Genomic DNA, 21,737 nt, shown 5'->3' on the forward strand with positions numbered 1-21,737 from the left:
CGCTTATCGGCGGGTGCCAAAGGTTTGCATCCCATCAAGAGCAGGCATTGTCTGCGAAGTGAGCATAAAACTCAGAGCGTGAGGTGACTGTGGCACCCATCCATCGGTTTTGGCAAAAGACTTGTCCAGAAAAAATTGGTGCAATTCAGACCCAGAGCGTTGCCGTTTTGGCAATCGTGTCTCCTAAATTTTATTCTTTATTAGAACGCGAGGTTGCTTCATCCTGCGTATAGCCGGCGGTCAAGACCGGCAGAGGGATCCAGGCCATCGAGCCAGACAGGGGAACATAATGTCTCGTTTCAGAATGAATCGTCGCGGTTTCATGTCGAATGCTGCAGCCTTTGGCGGCCTCGCCGCCGCATCGAGTTTTATCGGAATTCGTGCCGGTCTCGCGACGGATGTCGCCAAGGTGAAGATGCAGCTCGGCTGGCTTGCATCAAACGGTGTGCTTGGTGAAGTGGTTGCCCAGAAGAAGGGGTTTTTTAAGGACGAGGGCGTTGATCTTGAGATTGTGCCAGGTGGTCCAAGCGTTGATGGTGTTGCAGGCGTTGCCTCCGGCCAGTCGACAACAGGGCAGATCTCATCCAGCCCATCGGTGATGCTGGCGCGTGCTGCAGGCATTCCCGTCAAGGCGTTCCTTTCCGGATACCAAAAGCACCCGTTCACCTATTTCTCGCTGAAGGGCGCGCCTATCCGCGAGCCGAAGGACTTGATCGGCAAGACGATCGCCACCCAGCCGACCGCCTTTATCCTCTTGCGCGCGCTTCTTGCCCAGAATGGCATTGCAGAAGATCAAGTTAAGATGGTCAACATGGGCTCAGACATGAACCAGCTGATCACCGGCCAGGCGCAGGCGGTCACAGGCTGGCTGACCAATGTCAATGCTCTTAAGGTGCTGGGCGACGATCGCATCGACATGATGTTGTGGGACAGCGGCCTGCAGCTCTATGCCAACGTCTACTACACCACAGACGAACAGCTCGACAAACATGCCGACGTTCTAGCGCGCTTCACCCGCGCCACCGCAAAGGGCTGGGGGTATGTCCGTGACAACCAGCAGGAAGCAGCCGAGCTTCTCGTCGGAGCCTATCCGAACCTCGACAAGGCGAGCGAACTCGCTGCTGTCGGCGCTGTGGTGGAATTCTCCTTCGGAGACACCACCAAGGCTGCAGGCTGGGGCACGATGACACGGGAGAACTGGGCGGCGCAGATCAAGGCCTACTCGGAACTAAAGCAGTTTACCGGCAAGGTTCCGACTGTCGATGATGTCGCAAGTTTTGCGATCCTCGATGCGACCAGCGACAGCCGCAAAACGGTGGGTTGATCGTCATGCAGGGAGCCGTGCAATTGCAACCAACCGCGCCCGTTGCCAACCTTTCGGAACCGGCGGTCTCGATCCGTAATGTGTCTGTGCGTTTCGGCGATAAGGGCAACCAGTTCACAGCGCTCTCCGACGTTTCCGTCGAAATCCCGGAAGGTGCCTTCGTCACCATGCTTGGCCCTTCCGGCTGCGGAAAGTCGACCTTGCTGCGATGCGTCGCTGATCTGGTGCACGTCAGCGAGGGATCGATCTCCGTCCTAGGGCGCAGCCCGCAGAAAGCACGCGAAGGGCGCGATTTCGCGTTTGTGTTCCAGGATGCGACGCTGCTGCCGTGGCGTAGCGTCATCGACAATATCTGCCTGCCGCTGGAAGTCGGCAAACACGCATATACAGGCGATCACGCCGATCCCCATGAGCTTCTGGCAATGGTTGGGCTGAAAGGGCGCGAGAACGCCCTTCCACATGAGCTTTCCGGCGGCATGCGGCAGCGCGTGGCAATCGCCCGGGCACTGGTAACCCGTCCGCGCATTCTGTTGATGGACGAACCGTTCGGGGCGCTCGACGAGATCACCCGCGACCGGCTGAATGAGGAACTGCTGCGCGTCTGGCAGGAAACCGGGACGACAATCCTGTTCGTTACCCACTCCATCCCCGAGGCTGCGTTTCTTGGCCAGCGGGTGCTCATGCTCAAGGCACATCCCGGCAGGGTCAAGGAATTCATGGAGGTCGACCTGCCATTACCGCGCTCGCTTGCAGTGCGCGACACGGTGGAGTTCATTCGGGTAACGGCGCATCTGCGCAAGCTTCTGGAGGAATGCTTGTGAGCAACGCCATCCCTGACGTCGGCCCTGATGAGGCCACGACGACGGTAAAACGTGAAATTGCCTTTCTGGAGGCGACATTGGGTGTGTTCGGCCGACATGCGCCGGCCATCGGGGCCGCCATCGGCCTGATCGTTCTGTGGCAGCTGGTGATCTGGATCTTCAAGATCCCGACCTTCATGGCGCCAAGTCCGGCGGAAGTCGTGGCGGCGTTTCGGGACAATGCCACCACGTTGTGGCGCAACCTGCTGCCGACCCTGCTTGAAGCCGTGCTCGGCTTCGTGTTCGGCAATCTCGTCGCAATTTTGCTGGCGATCTGGTTCGTGCACAGTACCACAGCGGAAAAGGCATTTTATCCGATCGCGGTATTCATCAAGGCCATCCCGATCATCGCGCTGGCACCGATCCTGGTGCTGATCTTCGGCAATGGCATCGCCCCCAAGATCATCATCGCCGGGCTGATCTGCTTCTTCCCGACGCTGGTCAACATGGTTCAGGGCCTGAAGTCCGCCAGCCCGGCAATGCTCGATCTGATGCGCGTCCTGTCCGCCAGCAAGATGGAAATTCTCTGGAAGGTCCGCCTGCCGAGTTCGCTGCCTTTCCTGTTTGCGGCCCTGAAGATTGCCGCGACCAGCAGCGTCATGGGCGCGATCGTTGCCGAGTGGATCGGCTCCAGCTTCGGCCTCGGGGCGTTGATCATCGAGGCAACCTATAATTTCCGCTCGCCGCTGCTTTACGCAACCGTCGTCATCGCAGCTGTCCTTGCCGTCATTCTGTTCTTCATCGTGTCTGTGATCGAGGCTCGCGTCATCCGCTGGAAACCAGCCGGATCGCATTGAGCCAAGCCGCACAAGGAGTGTTCAAATCATGCTACAGACCATCATTCAGCCGGCGCGCGACGTCAAAGTCGTGGATCGCTCCGATGTCGTCGTCGTGGGCGGAGGCCCGGCTGGCATATCCGCTGCCGTTTCTGCGGCTCGCAACGGCGCAAAGGTGACACTGCTCGAACGTTATCCCTATGTCGGGGGCCTTGCGGCCGGCGGTATGGTGCTGGTGCTCGACGACATGATCAACGAGCTTGAGATCACCGTGCGTGGCATCTGCATGGAAATGATCGAGCGAATGAAACGCTGGGATCTCTGCGTCACCCCGACAGGTCGGGACCGCGAACTCGATATCCGCGAGACACCGGAGGCCTGGCGCCGCTGGGCGCGCTGGGGCCTGTTCGATTTCCATACCCAGTCCATGCCGCATCCGATCTGCTTTTCGGCGGCATTCGACCCGGATGGGTTCAAGCGCGCATCCTACGATATGCTGACGGAAGCGGGCGTCAAGCTGCGCACCCATAGCTGGTTCTCGTCGGCGATCGTCGAGGCCAGAACCATAAAGGGGGTTATCTGCCAGACCAAGTCCGGCATGGAAGCGATCCTGGGCGATGTGGTGATCGACACGACCGGGGATCTGGATGTTGCTGCCTCGGCCGGCGCGTCGCATGTGGAGTCCAACTTCATCCTGACCACAGTATCGCGCTGGGGTGGGGTCGATACCGACGCTGCCGAACGGTTCGAATTCGAAGAGCCGGAAGCCTTCAAGAAGATCGATCACGAGGCCAAGCGGTTGATCGGCGGGTGCTGGTCGTTCTGGTGGCTGAAGACGCCACTTCCAGGTGTCGTCTGGTTGAACTGCCCGCATATGCCGAATTTGAGTGGCCTCAAGACCGAGGACCTGACCAGGGCCGAAATCGAAGGCCGCAACCGCATTGCGCGGCTGCTCGACTTCACCCGTGAAAAGATGCCCGGTTTTGAAAAGGCTTATGTCGTCGATTTCGCACCTCAGACGGGTGTGCGCCAGACACGCCTGCTGCAGGGCGATTATGTGGTGAGCAAGGACGATGTGATGAACCGCGTCCACTTTGCCGATACGGTCTGCCGTGGCCGCGATTATTATACGCCCTATCGCTCCATGTTGCCGCGCGAAGTCGATCAACTGATCGTCGCCGGGCGGCATTATTCGGCAACACCCCAAGCGCAAAAATCGAGCCGCGAGATCCCGCCCTGCATGGCCATGGGCGAAGCGGCCGGCGTTGCCGCTGTCGTGGCGCTCAACGCCGGAACCACCGTGCGCAAGGCGGATGTCGGCGCGATCCAGAGACAGATGCGGGCGCAAGGGGCAGACCCCGGCGATATCCCATCCCTGAATGCAAGCATGCTGGAGGCTGCGGAATGACCATTCTTCCTCTCGACGGAATTCGCATCATCGATTTCACCCAGGTGATGCTCGGTCCCTGCTGCACCCAGACGCTGGCGGATTACGGTGCCGATGTCATCAAGATCGAAAAGGCGAAGATCGGCGACCTGTCGCGCTGGTCGCTCGGTGCCGATCCTGATGGCCTGAACAATCCGGTTTTCTGCTCGCTCAACCGCAACAAGCGGAGCCTAGCCCTCGATCTCAAGCAGGACGAGGCCAAGGCTGCGGTTCTGGCGCTGATCGAAGGCGCCGATGTGGTGGTCAACAATTTCCGGCCCGGCGTGATGGAACGGATGGGTTTCGGCTATGAGGACCTGAAGAAGATAAATCCCGGCCTGATCTACGCGGTTGGCACGGGCTTCGGCCTCACCGGTCCCTACCAGCACAAGGGCGGACAGGACATTCTGGCGCAGGCTCTTTCGGGCGTGATGCGCAGGAAGACGGATCCTGCTCACCCGACTGCGATCTACGGCACGTCGCTCGCCGATTATTCGGCAGGCATGCATCTCGTTCAAGGTATTCTTCTGGCCCTGCTGCAGCGGCAAAAGACCGGCCAAGGCCAGCAGGTAGCCGTTAGTCTCTACAGCTCGATGCTGGCGATGCAGATGCAGGAGGGCGCCGCCCATATGATGCGCAAGCGCGACCTCAACTGGGGCGCCTTTCCGCTGACCGGCGTATTCGAGACCACCGACAGCGCGCTGGTGATGGTCGGCGCGTTCAAACAGAACCCCTTGCAGGATATCTGCAATGCGCTCGGCATCGAGGATCTGTCGCTTCAGGAGCGATACAAGGATTTCGATGCTCAGATGGCACATCGCCCGGAACTGCAGGCGATATTCCGTCAGAGTTTCGCCACCAATAGCACGGCGCATTGGCTGAAGCGGCTGGAAGAAGTGGATATCCTCTGCGCACCGGTGCGCTCGCTGGGTGAAGCGCTGGAAGACGAACAGACGCTGATCAACAAGATGATCCTTGAGGCAGGCTCGACAGCGGCAGGTCCGGTGCGGCTGATCGGTTCGCCGATCGACATGTCCGCTGCGGAAGTGTCGGTGCGGATCGCCCCGCCACGCCTGGGCCAGCATAATGACGAGATCCTCGCGTCTCTAGAGGCACGGCGAGGGGACGCCGCATGAGCGTCGATTTTTCAGTCGAGAACCGTGTCGCACGGGTTACGCTCAATCGACCGGAGCGGATGAATGCGGTTGATGCCGCGACCGAACAGGAACTCGAGGCCATCTGGCACGAGATCGAGATGCGCGACGACATCAGCTGCGTCGTGCTGACCGGTGCAGGCGAAAAGGCTTTCTGCACCGGCGCGGACATGAAGGGCGTCAGCAAGACAGGGCTCGAATATTGGGCCGAGAACCGTGGCAACGGTTTTGGTGGCCTGGCTTTCCGGCGGTCGCTGGATGTGCCGGTGATTGCTCGCGTCAATGGATATGCCCTCGGCGGTGGGTTCGAACTGGTGCTCGGCTGCGATATCGTGATTGCTGCAGAGACCGCGAAGTTTGCGCTGCCCGAAGCCCGGGTCGGGCGGATGCCGCTCGATGGCGGCATGGTGCTGCTGCAGCGCAAGATCCCGCACAATCAGGCAATGGCGGTTATGCTGACCGGACGTCATTTCAACGCCACCGAAATGATGGGCTTCGGTCTCGTCAACGAAGTCGTGGCCATGGCGGACCTTGATGCCGCGGTTGAAGGATGGGTAGCGGATATTCTTAGCTGCGCGCCGCTCTCTCTGAAAGCCATCAAGCAAACCGTCAATCGGACGGGGCATCTGGGTCCTGCCGAGGCACAGGCACTGCGCACGCCAGCCCTGCTGCGAGCGCTTCAGAGCGAGGATGCGGAAGAGGGCGTCACAGCATTCCGCGAAAAACGTCAGCCGGTTTGGCAGGGCCGATGAGCATGATATGAATTTCGGCGTGTCGGGAGATCATCAGTGCACGCCAGTATCCTGAAATATTTCGTCGAAGTTGCGCGCGCGGGCTCCATCCGCAAGGCATCGGAAGAACTGCATGTCGCAACATCGGCAGTGAGCCGCCAGATCAAGAAGCTGGAAGAGGAGCTGGGTGCGCCGCTATTCGAGCGGTTTTCCGACGGATTGAGGCTGACCTCTGCGGGCAAGATCGTTCTGCGACATGCGCGTGAGACGATGCATCACTACGATATCATGAAATCGGACCTTGGCGATCTGCAGGGCAAGAAGGCCGGACGGGTCCATATCGCTTGCCTCGACAGCCTGACGGTGCAGTTCCTGCCGGAATTCGTTAGCGGCTTTCATAACAAACACCCGGCGGTCGATTTTCGCATTCGTGCCGACAACTTCAACAACATCTTTCGTTATGTCGCCGATGGCGATTGTGACGTCGGTTTCAATTTCGATCTCGCCAGGCCACACGATATTAAACTGGTCTGCGGCGTGCGGATGCCGTTGATGGTGATTGTTGCCAGACATCATCCGCTCGCCCGGCAGAAAAGCGCGACATTGCAGGAATGCGCCCAGTTCAAGCTGTTGTTACAGCTTGATAACGAAGTGATGAGTTCGATGATTTCCATCGAGCTCGCCGCACTTGATCGGGTTGGCCGAACCTTTGTTGCGACAAACCACCAGATGATGCTTAAGCCGCTCATTCTGTCCGGCGAAGGTGTCGCTTTCTTCACGCCCCTTGGTCTTCTGGAAGAACTGAAGGCGGGCGACGTCGTTGCTCTGCCGATTGCCGAATCCAAGCTACAGAATTTGGAAGTCGGCATCTTTGTGCCGAAATACCGGCAACTGACCCATGCCACCGAGGCGGTGGTCGAGGCCATGAGCCATGACCTGAAGAAATTCAGCCATCAGATTGAAAAGGCAATCCAGCGATGACGGAACCACGCGGTGAAATCCGTTATCTCGAGCGGCCTGGCCACCAGAAAGCCTTGCGCGGTGAAGTTGCCCGAGCCGCACTGCCGGTGGTTGCCGCAGGTATCCCGCTTAAGGCCGGTGACCTCATCCTCGCGTCACCTGTGAATGCCCATGATCATGGCTATGGCATCCGGACGCTGGATTTCGGCTTGCTCGACGAGGCGTTGGAGGTCTGGATTCCCGGGATGCGGTTGCGGCCTCGCACCGATCCTTATCTGGAGGCACTTGTCGCATTTTCCCGCTTGGCGAGGACCGGCGTCGGGGCGACGATGCATTGTCACAACTCGCTCAATATCGATAGTCTTGTCGACGAAGCAGGTGCCGTCATCCGGGCTGCCGGCGAGGTCGGAATCCGGCTGGCCCTATCGTGTCCGCTTGTCGACCACGACGCCTGGGCCTATGACGGTGGTCCGGAAAGGCTAGAGCCGTTTTTGGCGCCGGAGGATTGGCGGGCCTTGTCTGCAACATCGCCGCGATACGCTCCGGTAGATGTCCAGATCGCAGCGGTCGAGGCGGTCGCTGCCGCAAACGACAGTCCTCTCGTCGATGTCCAATATGGACCGATTGGGCCGCAATGGTGCTCTGACGCCCTACTGGAGGCGATTGCTGCGGCGTCCCTATCGACCGGCAAACGGATCCACATGCATCTGCTGGAGAGTCCGCGGCAACGGCTGTGGCTGGACCGGCGCTTTCCGCAGGGCGTGGTGTCCTTTCTCGACGAGATAGGATTTCTATCCCCACGGCTGGCCGTGGCCCATGGTGTGCACCTGCGACCTCACGAATACGAACTGCTCATGGATCGCGGTGTCCAGCTGGTCTCCAATCCGTCAGCCAATCTGCGCCTGCGATCCGGAATTGCGCCACTCGCTGCGGCCGCCGCGCGCGGCCTGCGGTTCGGCGTAGGACTTGATGGCGGCGCAATGGATGACGATCAGGATCTCTGGCGCGAGATGCGGCTTCTCCATCTTCTGCAGGGTGGTCGCGCATTGCGACGCAGCTTTACGACTGCTGCGGTTTTCGACGCCGCGATCGGCACAGGCGCGCATGTCATCAATGCGCCGACCGGGGAGGATCTCACGGTGGTGAACTACCATGCTCTCACTGAGGACAGCCTGTTCGATGATCTGGACGAGGCGGAGGTTCTTCTTTCGCGGATGACTGCGGCGCATGTGCGCGGGCTGTACGTTGCCGGGCGCCCGATCCTGCGCGATGGCCAATTGCTGACTGTGGATTTCGATACAGCCCGGGCGGAATTGCTGGCTCAGGCGAAGGCCGATCTGCCCCGCCTCGCCGTCGAGAGGCAGCGCTGCGAAAAACTCGCGGAAGCGACACGCGCGTATTACGAAAGCTGGACCAAAGCCTGATGCTGCCCCACAGATTTTGCTGAAACCAATGGATGATCCTTTGTGGTTGTCCGGTCCTTGTCCCATCCACCGGGCGAGCCCAGACCGGTAACCTCGACGCCGAAATAATCCCGATTGACCTGAATGAATGCCTGCTGTTCCGCCGTCGCCTCTTCGTCATAGGCGATGGCGTCGACTGGGCAAATGGAAAGACAGACACCGCAATTGATGCATTCATCTGGGTGGATATAGAACATGCGGCCGCCTTCGTAGATGCAATCTACCGGGCAGGCCGCAGTACAGGCGCCATCCTTGATATCGATGCAGGGTTCCGTGATGAGATAAGCCATAATATCAGCCTGCATGGGAGGGTACGAGCCGGCACTATCCCAGACATAGGGGTTGCTTGAAAGTGCTGTGTTTAGGCTCAAGGATTGCCGTTATGGCAACGCGAAATAATGTGCTGAGACAAACGACCGAAGGCCAAATCGTCATCCAGCACGACAGCCACCGGCCTAACACTACGCAATAATCCGCTCTGGCGGGATTTTCGATCGGCGATTAACTCTCAAACGGGTCGTTGGTTCGAATTGTTTCAAGGCGAAGAAGCTCATCCTGCGAAATTGACCGATGCAATATCGTCTACCTGAACAGCGGCTTCGCGCCATCAGCAAGGAAGTTATGACAAGCTTTCCCATCACCCGGAAGCTGCGTTGAATTCCGTTCTTGAAGTTCGCCGTGGGGATCACGCAGATCGCGCAATCGACTCCGAGTTTCCAACGGGGGCCAGTCCAAAATGTGAGCGTAGCGTGTGGCCTTCGTACTCCTTCCGGAACAGCCCGCGCTTCTGCAGTATTGGAACGACTTCCTCGGCAAACAGCGAGAGCTGGCTGTTGATAATCGGCGGCATCACGTTGAAGCCGTCGGCAGCGCCGGTGCGGAACCAGTCTTCAATGATGTCGGCGACTTGTTCGGGCGTGCCGGTCGCTACGAAATGCCCGCGGGCGCCCGCAAGCTTGCGCAGCAATTGCCTGAGGGTCAGATTTTCCTTCAATGTCATGTCGATATAGCCAATGACCCGGCTCTTCGAAGCTTCGACGGAATCCGGATCTGGAAAGTCGTGTTTGGTCAAAGTGCGGTCCAGCGGGACGCCGCTGAAATCGTGACCGCCGAACCGGGCCGCGAGCCGCGTCAGTCCCACATCCGTGCTGGTCAGCGCGTCGAGCTCCTCCCAGACCTGTTCCGCTTCCTTTGTCGTCGACCCGATCGCCGCGCTGATGCCTGGCAGAATGACGACATCCTCCGTGCTGCGTCCATGACCCACAGCGCGGTTTTTCACATCCGTGTAGAAGGCCTTGGCAGATTCCTTCGTCATGTGGGCGGTGAATATCGCTTCCGCCCATCTTGCCGCAAATCCGCGACCGGCGTCGGATTGGCCTGCCTGGATATAGACCGGGCGGGACTGCGGGCTCTCCGGAACGTTGAGGGGACCCTTGGTGCGGTAGTGGTCGCCTGCATAGTTGACGGGCTTGATCCGATCGATGTCAAGATAACGTCCCCCTACGCTGTCATCGAGAACGGCTTCTGCCGGAAAGCTCTTCCACAACGCATCGACGGCTTCGACGAATTCTTCCGCGAGCTTGTATCGATCCGCGTGGTCGAGATTTTGTTGCAGGCCGTAGTTCGCACCGGCCTCAGGTGCCCAGGAGGTGACGATATTCCATCCGGCGCGACCATTAGAGAGATGGTCGAGCGTGGCGAACTGGCGTGCCAAAGTGTAGGGCAGGCTGTAGGTCGTCGAGGCCGTTCCGATGAGGCCGATCTTCTTTGTATGAGCCGCGAGCAACGAGAGCAACACGATCGGCTCCAACGACCCCGACGACGCCAGGCCGCTGCTGTTTCCGGCCGCCAATGTATCGGCAAGGAAGACAGCATCGAACCTTGCGCTCTCCGCGATTGCGGCAGCTTCGACGTAGAGCTGAAGGTCGGTCAGAGCCTTGCGGTTGGCATGCGGATGACGCCACGCCCCTTCATGGTGGCCGCGGGACATAAGGAAGAGATTGAGATGCAACTGGCGCGACATGGGGTGCCTTTCAAATATTGTCGGCTTCGACGCCGAGGCTCTTGAGCAGTTTTGACCGAAGCGAAAACAGTTCGGCCTGATGCTCGTGGCGCGGGTGGGGAAGCGAGATCGAGTGATCTTCGATGATGCTGCCATCCTTGAGGACAAGGACGCGGTCTGACAAAAGCAGGGCTTCGTCGACGTCGTGGGTCACCAGGATAATGGTCGGTCGCTGACGTTCGACAAGGCGCATCAGCAGCGCCTGCATCTTCAGCCGCGTGAGCGCGTCAAGCGCACCGAACGGTTCGTCCGCCAGCAGAAGGTCTGGCTCGCGCAGGAGGGAACGCGCCAGTGACGCCCTCTGCTTTTGTCCGCCAGAGAGTGTCGACGGCCAGACGTCCGTCTTGTCACCTATCCCGACATCCCTCAACATATCACGTGCGGCAGCCTGACCATCGGCGCGGCGCAGCCCGAGCGTCACGTTGTCGATCACCGTCTTCCACGGCAGAAGCCGTGAGTCCTGGAAAAGCACGGAGACACTTTCCGGCGTAGTGTAATGTCCCTTGGTTTCCGCATCGTCGTCGAGCCCGGCAAGCGCCCGCAGCAGGGTTGTCTTGCCGGAACCGGACTCTCCAAGAAGAGCCACGAACTGCCCTGCCGGAATATCGAGCGAGATGCGGTCGAGCACGGTCTTCCCCTTGAAACTGCGGGAAAGGTCGCGCAGGACCACGGCATTCGTCACATGCGCGTTCATGAGCCCAGAGCCCGTCGATAGGAGAGCGCGCGGGCCTCAATGAATCTGACGACAGCGTCGGAAAGCAATCCGAGCAGCGCGTAGATCATAATGCCGACGACGATGATGTCGGTCTGGCCCCAGTCGCGTGCCCGGTTCATGAGATAGCCGATCCCTGTTTGCGTATTGATGAGTTCCAGCACGACGAGTGCCGTCCAGCACAGCGCGACGGCAAGCCGCAGTGACACGAAAAAGCCGGGTAGCGCCCCGGGCAGTGCGACATGACGGATGAACTCGGCGCGGGTCAGGCCGAGCGTGCGTGCAAGCTCCACATGCCCTATGTCGATTCCGCGCAACGCCGCATGGGTGTTGATGTAGACGGGGATGAGGACCGCCGTGAAGATCAGGAAGACCTTCATGGCCTCGCCGATCCCGAGCCAAATGATGACTAGCGGGATGAGCGCAAGTGTCGGCACCGCACGCTTGATCTGTACAAGACCATCAATCAGGGCTTCGCCGGTTCGCGTCAACCCCGACAGGAGAGCGAGGACGACACCAACCACGACGCCAAGGAGGAGCCCGGAATAGGCGCGTGCTGCCGAGGCGGCAAGGTGCGGCAGAAGGCTGCCGTCCACGACCATGTCATAGCCTGTCTTTACCGCCGTGGAAGGGGCGGCGAGTGTGCTGGGCGAGAGGACGCCGATGCGAGCCGCCGTCTCCCAAACGATCAGAAGGATGATAGGGCCGAGAAGCCTCAATCCGGGTGGAAGCTTTGCGGGCGTCAGTTGTGTCGGCCTGCGGTCGAGGGCACGACCTTTTATCCGCTCCGCGCGCGCGTTGACTACCCTGCCTGAAGATATGTCCGTCATACTACCTCCGATCAGCGCGATTGCTCTACGACCTTGTCGAACGTATCGACGAACGATCCCTTGGCATCCAGACGCTCTTTGATGGAGCCTGCCTGGTACAGGATGTCGATCAGCTTCTGGTGATGCGGGATCGCCTCAACCGATGTCTGGAAGAGAAGGGGCGACTGTCCTGCAAGGATAGCGGCGCTGTCGTCCGGAGACACACGCTGGAAGGTGGTATAGTAGAACTTCGCCCATTCTTGCTGGTGCTCGTTGCTCCAATTGCCGGCTTTAACGAAAGCGGCCAGAAATTGCTTGATCGATTCCGTCTTCTTCGGGTCGGCAAGAACATCTGGACGTGCATAGAAGTAGGATGTGCTCGGTAGAAGCTTGCGCTCTTCTGGATCAAGTACCGGGCTCGCGCCGGCTTGGTTCGTCAGCCGTGTGACGAAGGGCTCCTGGAGGACCGCGACATCGACTGCGCCGGACCGCAGAGCATCGGGCAAGTCCGCCACGCGAAGGTTAACGAGGGTAACATCCTTCAGCGTCAGCCCGGCCCGGTTGAGCGCCTCGATCAGGAATACCTGGCGGCCGGAGCCCTCCACATAGCTCAGCTTTTTGCCCTTGAGTTCGGACAACGCGTTGATCTTTAGGCCGGGACGACTGGTCAGCCGATACTGGGCGATCTCTCGTGTGAACGTGGCGACGATTGGTAGCAAGGTGCCGGAGGAGCGCGCCTGGATCGGCGGGGTGTCGCCGACATAAGCTATGTCCAGCGCGCCTGCCCGGATTGCCTCGAGGATGGCTGGGCCACCGGCAAAGTTTGGAAAATCGATGTCGAATGCCAGGTTCTTTCGCTCTCCGCTGGCGTCCAGCAGATTGCGCACGAATTCGGCCTGGTCGGCTACGATCAGCTTGGTTGCCGGATCGGCTGCGCTCGCCGCAGACGCGACCAAGGAAAGACCCGCGATTACGACGGACGCGGACGCTTGCAGAAATGTTCTACGATACAAGGAAGGCTCCATTCTGAACCTGCAAGCCCGGAGGACAAGCGGTGGTGAGGAAAGAGATTTCAGTGTAGTTTAACTCGACCGCATTGGTAGAGATACCGATGCGCCGAACATCGGAGCTGCGCATTTTCGTTCTTCAAGATGGAATCTGTTGAGGCGATCATTCTAATTTCACGAGTAACTGGAACGCTGGGGTAGGATGTTTGCCCTCAATATTAAGTCCGCCGTCAGTAAGCGGGTCTTTGACGCAATAGGATCTGCGGAGGCCTGTTGCAATTTTGACAACGACCACACAATACATGACAGATCCTCTCCACATTTATTGATTGCGCGAAATCTGGCTCTTATAGGTGGCACCCGTGGCAGCGTAGTGCTGTCTTCGCGACACCTTCGAATCCGCAACCTCTCGGGTCGCTGCGATAGTTTTCAGTTTTCAGACAAAGGGTCAGGCAATGACGTTCTTGTTCACTCGGCATCCTTTTTGCCGCATGCTCCAACACTCTACTGCCTTTGTCGGTTTGGTGGTTGTTTGCGCGCCGAGTGCGGCACTTGCGCAAGAGGCTCCTGTCAATACGACCCTTGCCCCAATTATCATTACAGGCGCTGGGCAAACCATCCGCGAAGACAACAATACGATCGTACCGACGCGTGCGATCACTGCCTTGAAGACAGATACGCCGCTCGCCGAAACACCCCGCTCGATTTCGGTGGTGACCCGCGAGGAAATCGAACAACGTGGCGCAACCGATCTGATCCAGGCAACGCGCTACAGTTCCGGCGTAAACACGGGTGGATTTGGTTTCGACCCGCGGTTCGATCAGGTCACTATCCGTGGTATCGAGACGACCACGAGCGGCGATTTCCGTGACGGCCTGCGCCAGCCGGTGATGACCTACGGCACGTTCACAACAGAAATCTATACGCTCGATCGAGTCGAAGTGCTCAAAGGGCCGGTATCCGTCATGTATGGGGCCGCGAGCGCGGCGGGCATCGTCAACAAGATTTCCAAATTGCCGCTTGAGGAAGCCCATCACGAGGTCGAGGTGCAATACGGGACGGTTGGTCGCAAGCAGGCCGCCTTCGATTTTGGCGGTCCGGTTGGCGAAAGTGGCGATCTGTTTTACCGCGTCGTCGGACTGGCCCGCGAGGGAGAAACCAATAATGAAATCGCGGACGACCGCTACCTGCTCCAGCCGTCCTTTTCCTGGGCGCCAACCGACAGCACGAAGCTGACGGTTTACGGACTGGCGCAGAAAAGCGAGGGAGAGGCCAGTGCCTGGACCTTCAAAAACGACGGCAAGATCTTCCGCGTAAGCGATCCGGATTACGATTATCAAAAGGTTCGCCAGTACCAGCTTGGCTACCAGTTTGAACATGAGTTCGAAAACGGTCTGACGTTTCGGCAGAACGCACGCGTGAGCGACCTCGACCTCGAAGCGCGTTATGTTGACCGTACGACGATGTTCAGCGCGCCGGCCGCGCCGTGGGGCACCGCCGCGGTGACTGAAGATGTGCGGGCCTACCAAATCGACAACCAACTACAGGCCAAGTTCGACACTGGTGCTGTGTCCCATACTGTTCTTGGGGGACTGGATTACACAAGCGTCACTTCAGACTTTGCCGATGGATATGGATCCACGCTACCGGAGGAAATAACCAGCGCACCGTCTCCGGCTCTGACCGGCTTTACCGGCAACGACCTTCGCCAGACAGGGATCTACGCGCAGGAGCAAGCCGAGATCGGAAACTGGCGCTTCGTGGGAGGTCTGCGTTACGACTGGCTGCATCAGGAGACCACGGACAAAGTGGCGGGTACGGGTGCCGAGAAAAGTGAAGGTGCACTGTCGGGCCAGGTCGGGCTGCTTTATCTCTTCGACAATGGTCTTGCCCCTTACGTGAGCTACGGTACTTCCTTCGTGCCCTCGACCGAGCGCTCCGCCGGGGGTGGCGTGCTTGATCCGACGGAAGGCCGCCAGATCGAAGCCGGTATCAAATACCAGCCGGACGGCGGCAATTTCTCGCTCAGCAGCGCTGTCTACCACCTCGTTGAAACCGGCAAGCCCCAGTATGCCGGCGTCTCCGGTCCGCTCTACATCTACGAGAATTCGGGCGAGAATACCTATACCGGATTCGAGGTCGAGGGCCGGAAGGAGTTCGACAACGGTATCAGCTTGATTGCCGCCTACACCTATACCCACGGGAAAATCACCGACAATCTCGATGGTTCGCTGGTCGGCAACACGCCAACGACAACTCCGCGGCATACGGCCTCGCTTTGGGTGAACTATGCTGTGCCGGAGGATTCCGTCATCGGCGGCCTCAGCATCGGCGGGGGCGTTCGTGCAGTGAGCACATCCTACACCGACGACTACAACACGGCGAAGAACGCGGGCGTCGGCTATCTGGATGCTTCCCTTTCCTATGACTTCGGTGCCAAGTCGCCGGAGCTGAAGGGGCTCTCGCTCATGGTCAGCGCAACGAACCTTGCCAACCGCGAGGAGCAGGTGTGCAATGGCGGCTATTGCTACTTCGGTCAGGGACGAACGGTGGTCGGTTCGTTGAAGTACAAGTGGTGATCGGCGTCAGATACCACCGACCATACCGCTCGGGTTCTCCTCGTTGCTCTGAGGAGGTAAGGGCAGCCTGCGCGGGGCCGTCCGTGGACTATCCGTCAGAGCCGGGACAATGCGTTCCTCGGCCGGCAAGCGCCATACAATTTTCGAGAGATTAGCATGACTGAACAGGCCTATTGCCTGCCCGGCACCACCTATTTCGACCTAGCGCCAGAGACCGGCGGCGAGCCCTATCGCATCTTCCTGTTCAGGCCGGCTGACGAGGCGCCCGTCGGGGGATGGCCGCTTCTGGTCATGACGGACGGCAACGCAAACTTTCCCTTCGCTTTCGCAAGCCTGGTGACGCAGGCGCCTTATCCAACGGGCACCGGGGTCGACTGGGGCGTTATCGCGGCGATCGGTTATCCGACCGACGACCCCTATGATGCCATGCGACGGGCGTGGGATCTTGGCCCCCCGCCGGTCAAATCCTATCCGCCCTATGTCGAGGGGGGGCCTCCGGTGCTCATCGGCGGATCCGGTGAGTTGCTTGATTTCATCGACAAGCAATTGCTGCCGCGGCTGGCCGAACTGGTTCTGCTCGATCCGGCACGGCGATCGCTCTTCGGGCATTCTTTCGGCGGCCTCTTCACGCTCTACGCCTTGTTTGAAAGGCCGGAGCTGTTTGTCAACTGGATTGCAGCGAGCCCAACCATTTACTGGGAAGGCAGCGAGATCCTTAACAACGAGGCGCGTCGCCAAACAGTCGCTGGCAACGAGGTGATGCTGCATCTTTCCGCCGGAGAATACGAGGGGGAGGAGCTCGCGCCGTTCCAATATTTGAACGAGGATGCCGCCGTCCGCCTGGATCGGAGGAAAGCCGAAAGGACGGTTGCGCTGGCGCAGGAAATGGCTGATCGGCTGGATGGCACGGCGGACGGCATCCGGACGCAGTTCGAGCTTTTCGCCGGCGAGACCCATATGTCCGTGGTCGGACCCGCGGTCAACCGCGCCATTGGCATCGCCTTCCGGCGTCTAAATTCGTGACGAGAGGAGCACGCGACATGGTCATGGGGGAACGCGTGCAGGACGCGCCTGATACGCAGAAAGCCTTCGGAGTCGACGGAGTCACTCTTGTGATCGACGGGAATGCCATCCTCTCGGACGTAAGCCTCGATTTTCCGGAGGGAGAGGTGGTGGCTCTTGTCGGCCACAATGGTTCAGGCAAATCCAGTCTCGTCAAAATCCTTGCGCGGCAGCTGACGCCAACTACCGGATCTGTCGCCTATGCCGGCCGCGACGTTTGGCGCTATCACGGTCATGATTTTCCGCGGACCGTTGCTTACCTGCCGCAGGATCTGGGCACCGGGTCGGATATGACGATCCGCGAACTGGTCGCATGCGGACGGTACCCGTGGCACGGCGCGCTCGGTCGCTTTTCTGCCGTCGACCGCGAGAAGGTGGAGGGAGCGATCGCTGCCACGCAAATCGACGCATTTGCCGATCGCATGGTGGGAACGCTTTCCGGCGGAGAACGGCAGCGGGCCTGGATCGCCATGCTGATCGCTCAGGACGCACGTTGCCTGCTACTCGACGAGCCGACCGCGGCACTCGATATCGCGCATCAGATCGAGGTGTTGTCGCTGGTACGACGTCTCGCGCATGAGAACGGTCGCAGCGTCGTCATCGTTTTGCACGACATCAACATGGCCGCACGCTTTTGCGACCGCATCCATGCGCTGAAAGGTGGACGGCTGGTCGCAAGCGGAACCCCAGCCCAAATCCTGGTACCCGAAACGCTTCATGCCATTTACGGGATTGAAATGAAGGTGATTTCCGCTCCCCACCTGCCGCATCCGCTTGCCTATGCCTGCTGAAGTGCGCAACGGAATGCAGATTTCAAGGCGCTCATTTCTGAATGGCGCAGCGGCGGCGGCGGCAGCGGTTTCCATACCGGCACCGCTGCTGGCGGGTGCCGGCGGCCAGAGGATCGTAAGCCTCGACTATGGGCTGGCGTCCACATTGCTGTCGCTCGGGGTGCAGCCAGTCGGCATTTCCGATCTCGCCGACTGGAACAAATGGGTCGTCGCGCCCGAAATGCCGAGCTCGGTCGTGGATATCGGCAGCTCCCACGAGGTCGATCTTGAGGTCCTCATCCAGCTGAAGCCGGACATCATCCTAACGACGCCCTATCTTGACCAACTTCTGCCAAGGCTCCAGCCGATCGCGAAAATCCTTCGGCTGGAGATCTTCACGCCCGACGGCGGTCCCATCTTGCCGGCGGCGATTTCGGCGACGCGCAAGCTGGGCTCAGGGCTCGGCCGCGAAAAGGAGGCGGAGCAATTCTTGACGCGGTCGGATGCATTCTTCGAGAGCTGCCGCGCACGGTTGGCGAGGAGAACCCTTCCACCGGTTGCACTGGCGTCGTTCATGGACGCCCGGCACGCCCGTATCTACTCCGCTCCAGGCCTGTTCCACAACGCGCTGGAGCGCATCGGGATACGCAACGCCTGGACCCGTCAATCGAACTACTGGGGCTTCGAGACGATCGGCATCGAGGAGCTTTCGACCATTACAGACAGGGACGCTCGCCTGATCACCTTTGAGCCTGTGCCGCCCGATGTGTTGCCAAAACTCGTGGAAAGCCCGCTGTGGCAGACGCTGCCGTTTTCCCGGCCCGGACACATGTCGGTCGTTCCGCCGGCGCTGATGTTCGGCATGGTCAACGAGGCGATGCGGTTTGCCGGTCTGGTGACCGACGTTCTGGACCATGGCGCATGACCGCCCTTAGTCGCGATAGTCTCGGGCCTGGCCTCGTCGTTTTCCTGCTGATTTGCGGCGGGTGTGTCGCATCCTGGTTTCTCGTTCAACCAGCGCTCTCGGGAACGGTGGCGCCGGGCTACGACATCGAGCGGATGGTGCTCTATTATTCGACCTTGCCGCGGCTGGCCACGGCACTGCTGGCGGGCGCGGCGCTGGCTTTGTCGGGCGCACTTTTCCAGCAGGTGCTGCGAAACCCGCTGGCCGACCCGACGACGCTCGGCGTGTCGGCGGGCGCCAATCTTGCGCTGGTCGTGGCCTCGCTTTTCATGCCGGTACTATTGGGCGCCGGCCGCGATCTCGTTGCCCTGCTGGGAAGTGCGGCGGCTGCCGCCATCGTCATCGGGTTGGGTGCTCGACGAGGTTTCTCGCCGTATTCCCTGGTGCTTTCGGGCCTCGTGCTCAGCCTATGGTGCGGCGGACTGTCGGCCATCCTCATCTATTTGAACCAGCGCTACCTCGCGAGCTTGTTTATCTGGGGCGCAGGATCGCTGGCGCAGCAGAGCTGGGTCATTCCGATCTCGCTCATCTGGAAAATTGTCCCCGTCGCAATCGTCTGCATCCTGGTCATCCGGCCGCTGTCGCTGCTCGATCTGGGGGAAAGCAGTTCGTCCTCGCTTGGGGTCAAACTCGTGCGCCTTCGTATCGTCGCTGTTGCCTGCGCGGTGTCGCTTGCGGCCTTTGTCACCAGTGCCGTGGGCGTCATCGGCTTTATCGGGCTGGTCGCCCCGACGCTGGCGCGGCTTTCGGGCGCGCGCCGGCCGGTGCAGTTGATACTGTGGTCTCCGCTCATCGGGGCGTCACTTCTCTTCCTCGCCGACTCCGTGCTGCAACTCGTTGCGGGCGGTCTCGGAGACTTTCTTCCGACCGGCGCAGTCACCGCAATCTTCGGATCGCCGCTGCTCCTGGCGCTGCTACCTTGGCTGAAGGTGCGTCACCGGGTCCAACACGCGGTGGCGGTGCGCGAGCGGCAGCGCCGATGGGGCGTAGGCAAACCAGCAACGGTCGCCCTTTCGAGCGTCCTGGTTATTGTTGCGCTTGGCCTTTTTGTCGGGCGCGGACCTGGCGGCGTCTGGTCTGTGCCTTCCGGCGAGTTTTTCAACGACATCCTCGCTATCCGCACACCCAAGGTGTTTGCAGCGCTCGCATCCGGCGCGATGCTGGGTGTTGCGGGAACGATCCTGCAGAGGTTGACCGGCAACGAAATGGCAAGCCCAGAGGTTCTGGGGATTAGCGCCGGTGCCACCTTTGGCGTCGCCATCGCGTTATTCGCCGTTGCGCCCGGCTTTGTTGGGCAGTTCGCTTTTGCAGCCGTCGGCGCGATCACGGTGCTCGCTGTCATTCTGCTGAGTTCGAGGCGGTCAAACTTCGCGCCGGAGCGGGTCCTGCTGGCAGGCATAGCGCTCAGTGCAATGGTGGATGCTGTCGTCGGCGTGCTGAGCTCCACCGGCGATCCGAGAGCGGTGCTGCTGATGCGTTGGATAAGCGGCTCCACCTATATGGTGGACGGCCAGACAGCCACCATGGAACTGGCAATCGGAGCTGTGCAGATTGCAATTGCTCTGTCAGCACGGCGTTGGCTCGATATCCTGCCGCTTGGTCCGGCCCCGGCATCGGCCGTCGGCATCCCGCTGGCGCGCTCAAGATTGGCGTTGTTCGGCCTCGCGGGCCTGATGACTGCGGCTGCGACCCTCACAGTCGGGCCGCTGTCCTTCGTCGGCCTCATGGGGCCGCACCTGGCGCGGGAGGCCGGGTTGAAGCGCGCTCTGCCGCAGATGATAGGCGCCGCCTTGATTGGCGGGGGACTGATGGTTTTAGCGGATCTGATTGGCCGCACGGCTGCAGCACCCTACCAGATCCCGGCTGGGCTCGTCTCAGCTCTCATAGGCGCTCCGTGCTTGATGATTTTGTTGGGTAAAAGGAGGTAGATTTTCTCGTTGCAGGATGCAGGTCGTAGGTTCGAACCCGCTCAAGGCGGTCACCGGCATCTATGCGTCCGCCAGCGTGGAAGTGGCGAATGCCCTCGAGATCGCAAGCTGCGGTGTACTCGGTCATCGAGCAGCGTGCCTAAGGCAATACCGCCCTGTCCGTCGTACGTTTCAAGCCCCCGCAAAGTGTTAGTGCCTCATCCGGCTCTGCGAAGCGCAGCAAGGACGGCGTCGCGCGACAGGTAGCCGACGGTCGCTCCATCCGGCCCATGAACGTCGAGACCTTGCAGATCGTCTGCCAGCATCAGGGCTAGTGCTGCATGCAGGCTTCCGCTCTGTTCGACCGAAGCGCCGGAGGCCTGTGCGATGGGCGCCGACATGGAGCCTGCCACAGGGATCAGGCTCAACCGCTTGATGGCGCGGTCCGGGCCGAGAAAGCTTTTAACGAAATCGTTGGCGGGATTGGCGAGGATCGCTTCCGGCGTATCGTACTGCAGTAGTCGTCCGTCGCGCATGATCGCGATGCGGTCGCCCATCTTGATCGCCTCGTCGAGATCGTGGGTGACGATCACCACTGTCTTGCTGACTTTCTTGAGGATCTGGCGGAATTCATCCTGCAGCTTGACGCGAGTGATCGGATCTATCGCCCCGAACGGCTCGTCCATCAGCATAATCGCCGGATCCGCGGCGAGCGCGCGGGCGAACCCGACACGCTGGCGTTGCCCCCCAGATAGTTCATGCGGCAGACGGTTCCGCATGATTGCCGGGTCGAGGCTGACCAGTTCGAGCAGCTCGTCGATGCGCCGGTCGATGCGCACCTTGTCCCAGCCGAGAAGGCGAGGCACTGTGGCTATGTTGCGCTCGATCGTCATGTGAGGGAACAGGCCGACCTGCTGGATGACATAGCCGATGCTGCGGCGAAGTTCCTTCGGATCCGTTGAGGCAATGTCTCGGCCGTTGACCAGCACACGTCCGACGGTTGGTGTCTCGAGCCGGTTGATCATTCGCATGGTCGTGGTTTTTCCACAGCCGGATGGCCCAATCATCGCAACCGTCATGCCACTTTCGATTGTCAGGCCGAGATTGTCGACAGCATGGCGGTCGCTCCCCTCGTAATTCTTGGTCACATGATCCAGTCGTATCATCGTCA

The 21,737-nt window shown here is 60.1% G+C and carries 19 protein-coding genes; 13 read left to right on the forward strand and 6 right to left on the reverse strand.

Annotated elements, in window-relative coordinates:
* The first annotated feature begins 289 nt into the window (after positions 1-289).
* The 8 genes from ACQY1L_RS17740 to ACQY1L_RS17775 are packed head-to-tail and all read left to right on the forward strand — an operon-like array spanning position 290 to position 8,655.
* Positions 290-1,324, forward strand: a complete 1,035-nt coding sequence (locus ACQY1L_RS17740; RefSeq protein ID WP_430245208.1) for an ABC transporter substrate-binding protein — start codon at positions 290-292, stop codon at positions 1,322-1,324.
* Positions 1,325-1,341: 17 nt separating this feature from the next.
* On the forward strand, positions 1,342-2,145 hold the full coding sequence (locus tag ACQY1L_RS17745; protein WP_430245211.1) for an ABC transporter ATP-binding protein: 804 nt from the start codon (positions 1,342-1,344) through the stop codon (positions 2,143-2,145).
* A complete protein-coding gene (locus ACQY1L_RS17750) occupies positions 2,142-2,981 on the forward strand; it encodes an ABC transporter permease (protein ID WP_430245213.1) in 840 nt (279 codons plus the stop codon). Before ACQY1L_RS17745 ends, ACQY1L_RS17750 begins: the two co-directional genes overlap by 4 nt.
* A gap of 28 nt (positions 2,982-3,009) precedes the next feature.
* Positions 3,010-4,368, forward strand: coding sequence for an FAD-dependent oxidoreductase (locus ACQY1L_RS17755; RefSeq protein WP_430245215.1), 1,359 nt, complete (start codon positions 3,010-3,012; stop codon positions 4,366-4,368).
* On the forward strand, positions 4,365-5,522 hold the full coding sequence (locus ACQY1L_RS17760) for a CaiB/BaiF CoA transferase family protein (RefSeq protein ID WP_430245217.1): 1,158 nt from the start codon (positions 4,365-4,367) through the stop codon (positions 5,520-5,522). The genes ACQY1L_RS17755 and ACQY1L_RS17760 overlap by 4 nt, the downstream gene beginning before the upstream one ends.
* A complete protein-coding gene (locus ACQY1L_RS17765; protein ID WP_430245219.1) occupies positions 5,519-6,292 on the forward strand; it encodes an enoyl-CoA hydratase-related protein in 774 nt (257 codons plus the stop codon). Before ACQY1L_RS17760 ends, ACQY1L_RS17765 begins: the two co-directional genes overlap by 4 nt.
* A gap of 36 nt (positions 6,293-6,328) precedes the next feature.
* Entirely contained in the window at positions 6,329-7,252 is a 924-nt protein-coding gene (locus ACQY1L_RS17770; RefSeq protein ID WP_430245221.1) for a LysR family transcriptional regulator, read from the forward strand.
* Positions 7,249-8,655, forward strand: coding sequence for an amidohydrolase family protein (locus ACQY1L_RS17775; RefSeq protein WP_430245223.1), 1,407 nt, complete (start codon positions 7,249-7,251; stop codon positions 8,653-8,655). Before ACQY1L_RS17770 ends, ACQY1L_RS17775 begins: the two co-directional genes overlap by 4 nt.
* Here the strand turns inward: ACQY1L_RS17775 and fdxA are convergent.
* The 5 genes from fdxA to ACQY1L_RS17800 form a co-directional block, all read right to left on the reverse strand.
* Positions 8,631-8,984 carry a ferredoxin gene (gene fdxA, locus ACQY1L_RS17780; protein ID WP_430245225.1) on the reverse strand — a complete coding sequence of 118 codons (354 nt, stop codon included), beginning with the start codon at positions 8,982-8,984 and terminating at the stop codon, positions 8,631-8,633. The genes ACQY1L_RS17775 and fdxA overlap by 25 nt on opposite strands.
* A gap of 395 nt (positions 8,985-9,379) precedes the next feature.
* On the reverse strand, positions 9,380-10,717 hold the full coding sequence (locus ACQY1L_RS17785; RefSeq protein ID WP_430245227.1) for an LLM class flavin-dependent oxidoreductase: 1,338 nt from the start codon (positions 10,715-10,717) through the stop codon (positions 9,380-9,382).
* Positions 10,718-10,727: 10 nt separating this feature from the next.
* A complete protein-coding gene (locus tag ACQY1L_RS17790; RefSeq protein WP_430245230.1) occupies positions 10,728-11,450 on the reverse strand; it encodes an ABC transporter ATP-binding protein in 723 nt (240 codons plus the stop codon).
* Positions 11,447-12,298, reverse strand: a complete 852-nt coding sequence (locus ACQY1L_RS17795; protein ID WP_430245232.1) for an ABC transporter permease — start codon at positions 12,296-12,298, stop codon at positions 11,447-11,449. Before ACQY1L_RS17795 ends, ACQY1L_RS17790 begins: the two co-directional genes overlap by 4 nt.
* 11 nt (positions 12,299-12,309) lie before the next feature.
* On the reverse strand, positions 12,310-13,290 hold the full coding sequence (locus tag ACQY1L_RS17800; RefSeq protein WP_430245235.1) for an ABC transporter substrate-binding protein: 981 nt from the start codon (positions 13,288-13,290) through the stop codon (positions 12,310-12,312).
* Between the two features lie 449 nt (positions 13,291-13,739).
* Between ACQY1L_RS17800 and ACQY1L_RS17805 the strand changes: the two genes are divergently transcribed.
* From ACQY1L_RS17805 to fhuB, 5 genes are all read left to right on the forward strand, one after another.
* Positions 13,740-15,863 carry a TonB-dependent siderophore receptor gene (locus tag ACQY1L_RS17805; protein ID WP_430245237.1) on the forward strand — a complete coding sequence of 708 codons (2,124 nt, stop codon included), beginning with the start codon at positions 13,740-13,742 and terminating at the stop codon, positions 15,861-15,863.
* 156 nt (positions 15,864-16,019) lie between these two features.
* Positions 16,020-16,886, forward strand: coding sequence for an alpha/beta hydrolase (locus ACQY1L_RS17810; RefSeq protein ID WP_430245239.1), 867 nt, complete (start codon positions 16,020-16,022; stop codon positions 16,884-16,886).
* 17 nt (positions 16,887-16,903) lie between these two features.
* Complete coding sequence (locus ACQY1L_RS17815) at positions 16,904-17,716, forward strand: ABC transporter ATP-binding protein (protein ID WP_430245241.1); 813 nt, start codon at positions 16,904-16,906, stop codon at positions 17,714-17,716.
* Between the two features lie 13 nt (positions 17,717-17,729).
* Positions 17,730-18,620 (forward strand): iron-siderophore ABC transporter substrate-binding protein, encoded by an 891-nt coding sequence (locus ACQY1L_RS17820; protein ID WP_430245244.1) that lies wholly within the window; start codon positions 17,730-17,732, stop codon positions 18,618-18,620.
* The gene (fhuB, locus tag ACQY1L_RS17825) at positions 18,617-20,587 is read left to right on the forward strand and encodes a Fe(3+)-hydroxamate ABC transporter permease FhuB (protein WP_430245246.1); all 1,971 of its coding nucleotides are present in this window, start codon (positions 18,617-18,619) and stop codon (positions 20,585-20,587) included. Before ACQY1L_RS17820 ends, fhuB begins: the two co-directional genes overlap by 4 nt.
* A 197-nt stretch (positions 20,588-20,784) precedes the next feature.
* Here fhuB and ACQY1L_RS17830 read toward each other — a convergent pair whose 3' ends face one another.
* Positions 20,785-21,732 (reverse strand): ABC transporter ATP-binding protein, encoded by a 948-nt coding sequence (locus tag ACQY1L_RS17830; protein ID WP_430246057.1) that lies wholly within the window; start codon positions 21,730-21,732, stop codon positions 20,785-20,787.
* Between the last annotated feature and the right edge of the window lie 5 nt (positions 21,733-21,737).

Source organism: Neorhizobium sp. DAR64862/K0K3, from assembly GCF_050500185.1.
Lineage (GTDB): Bacteria > Pseudomonadota > Alphaproteobacteria > Rhizobiales > Rhizobiaceae > Neorhizobium > Neorhizobium soli.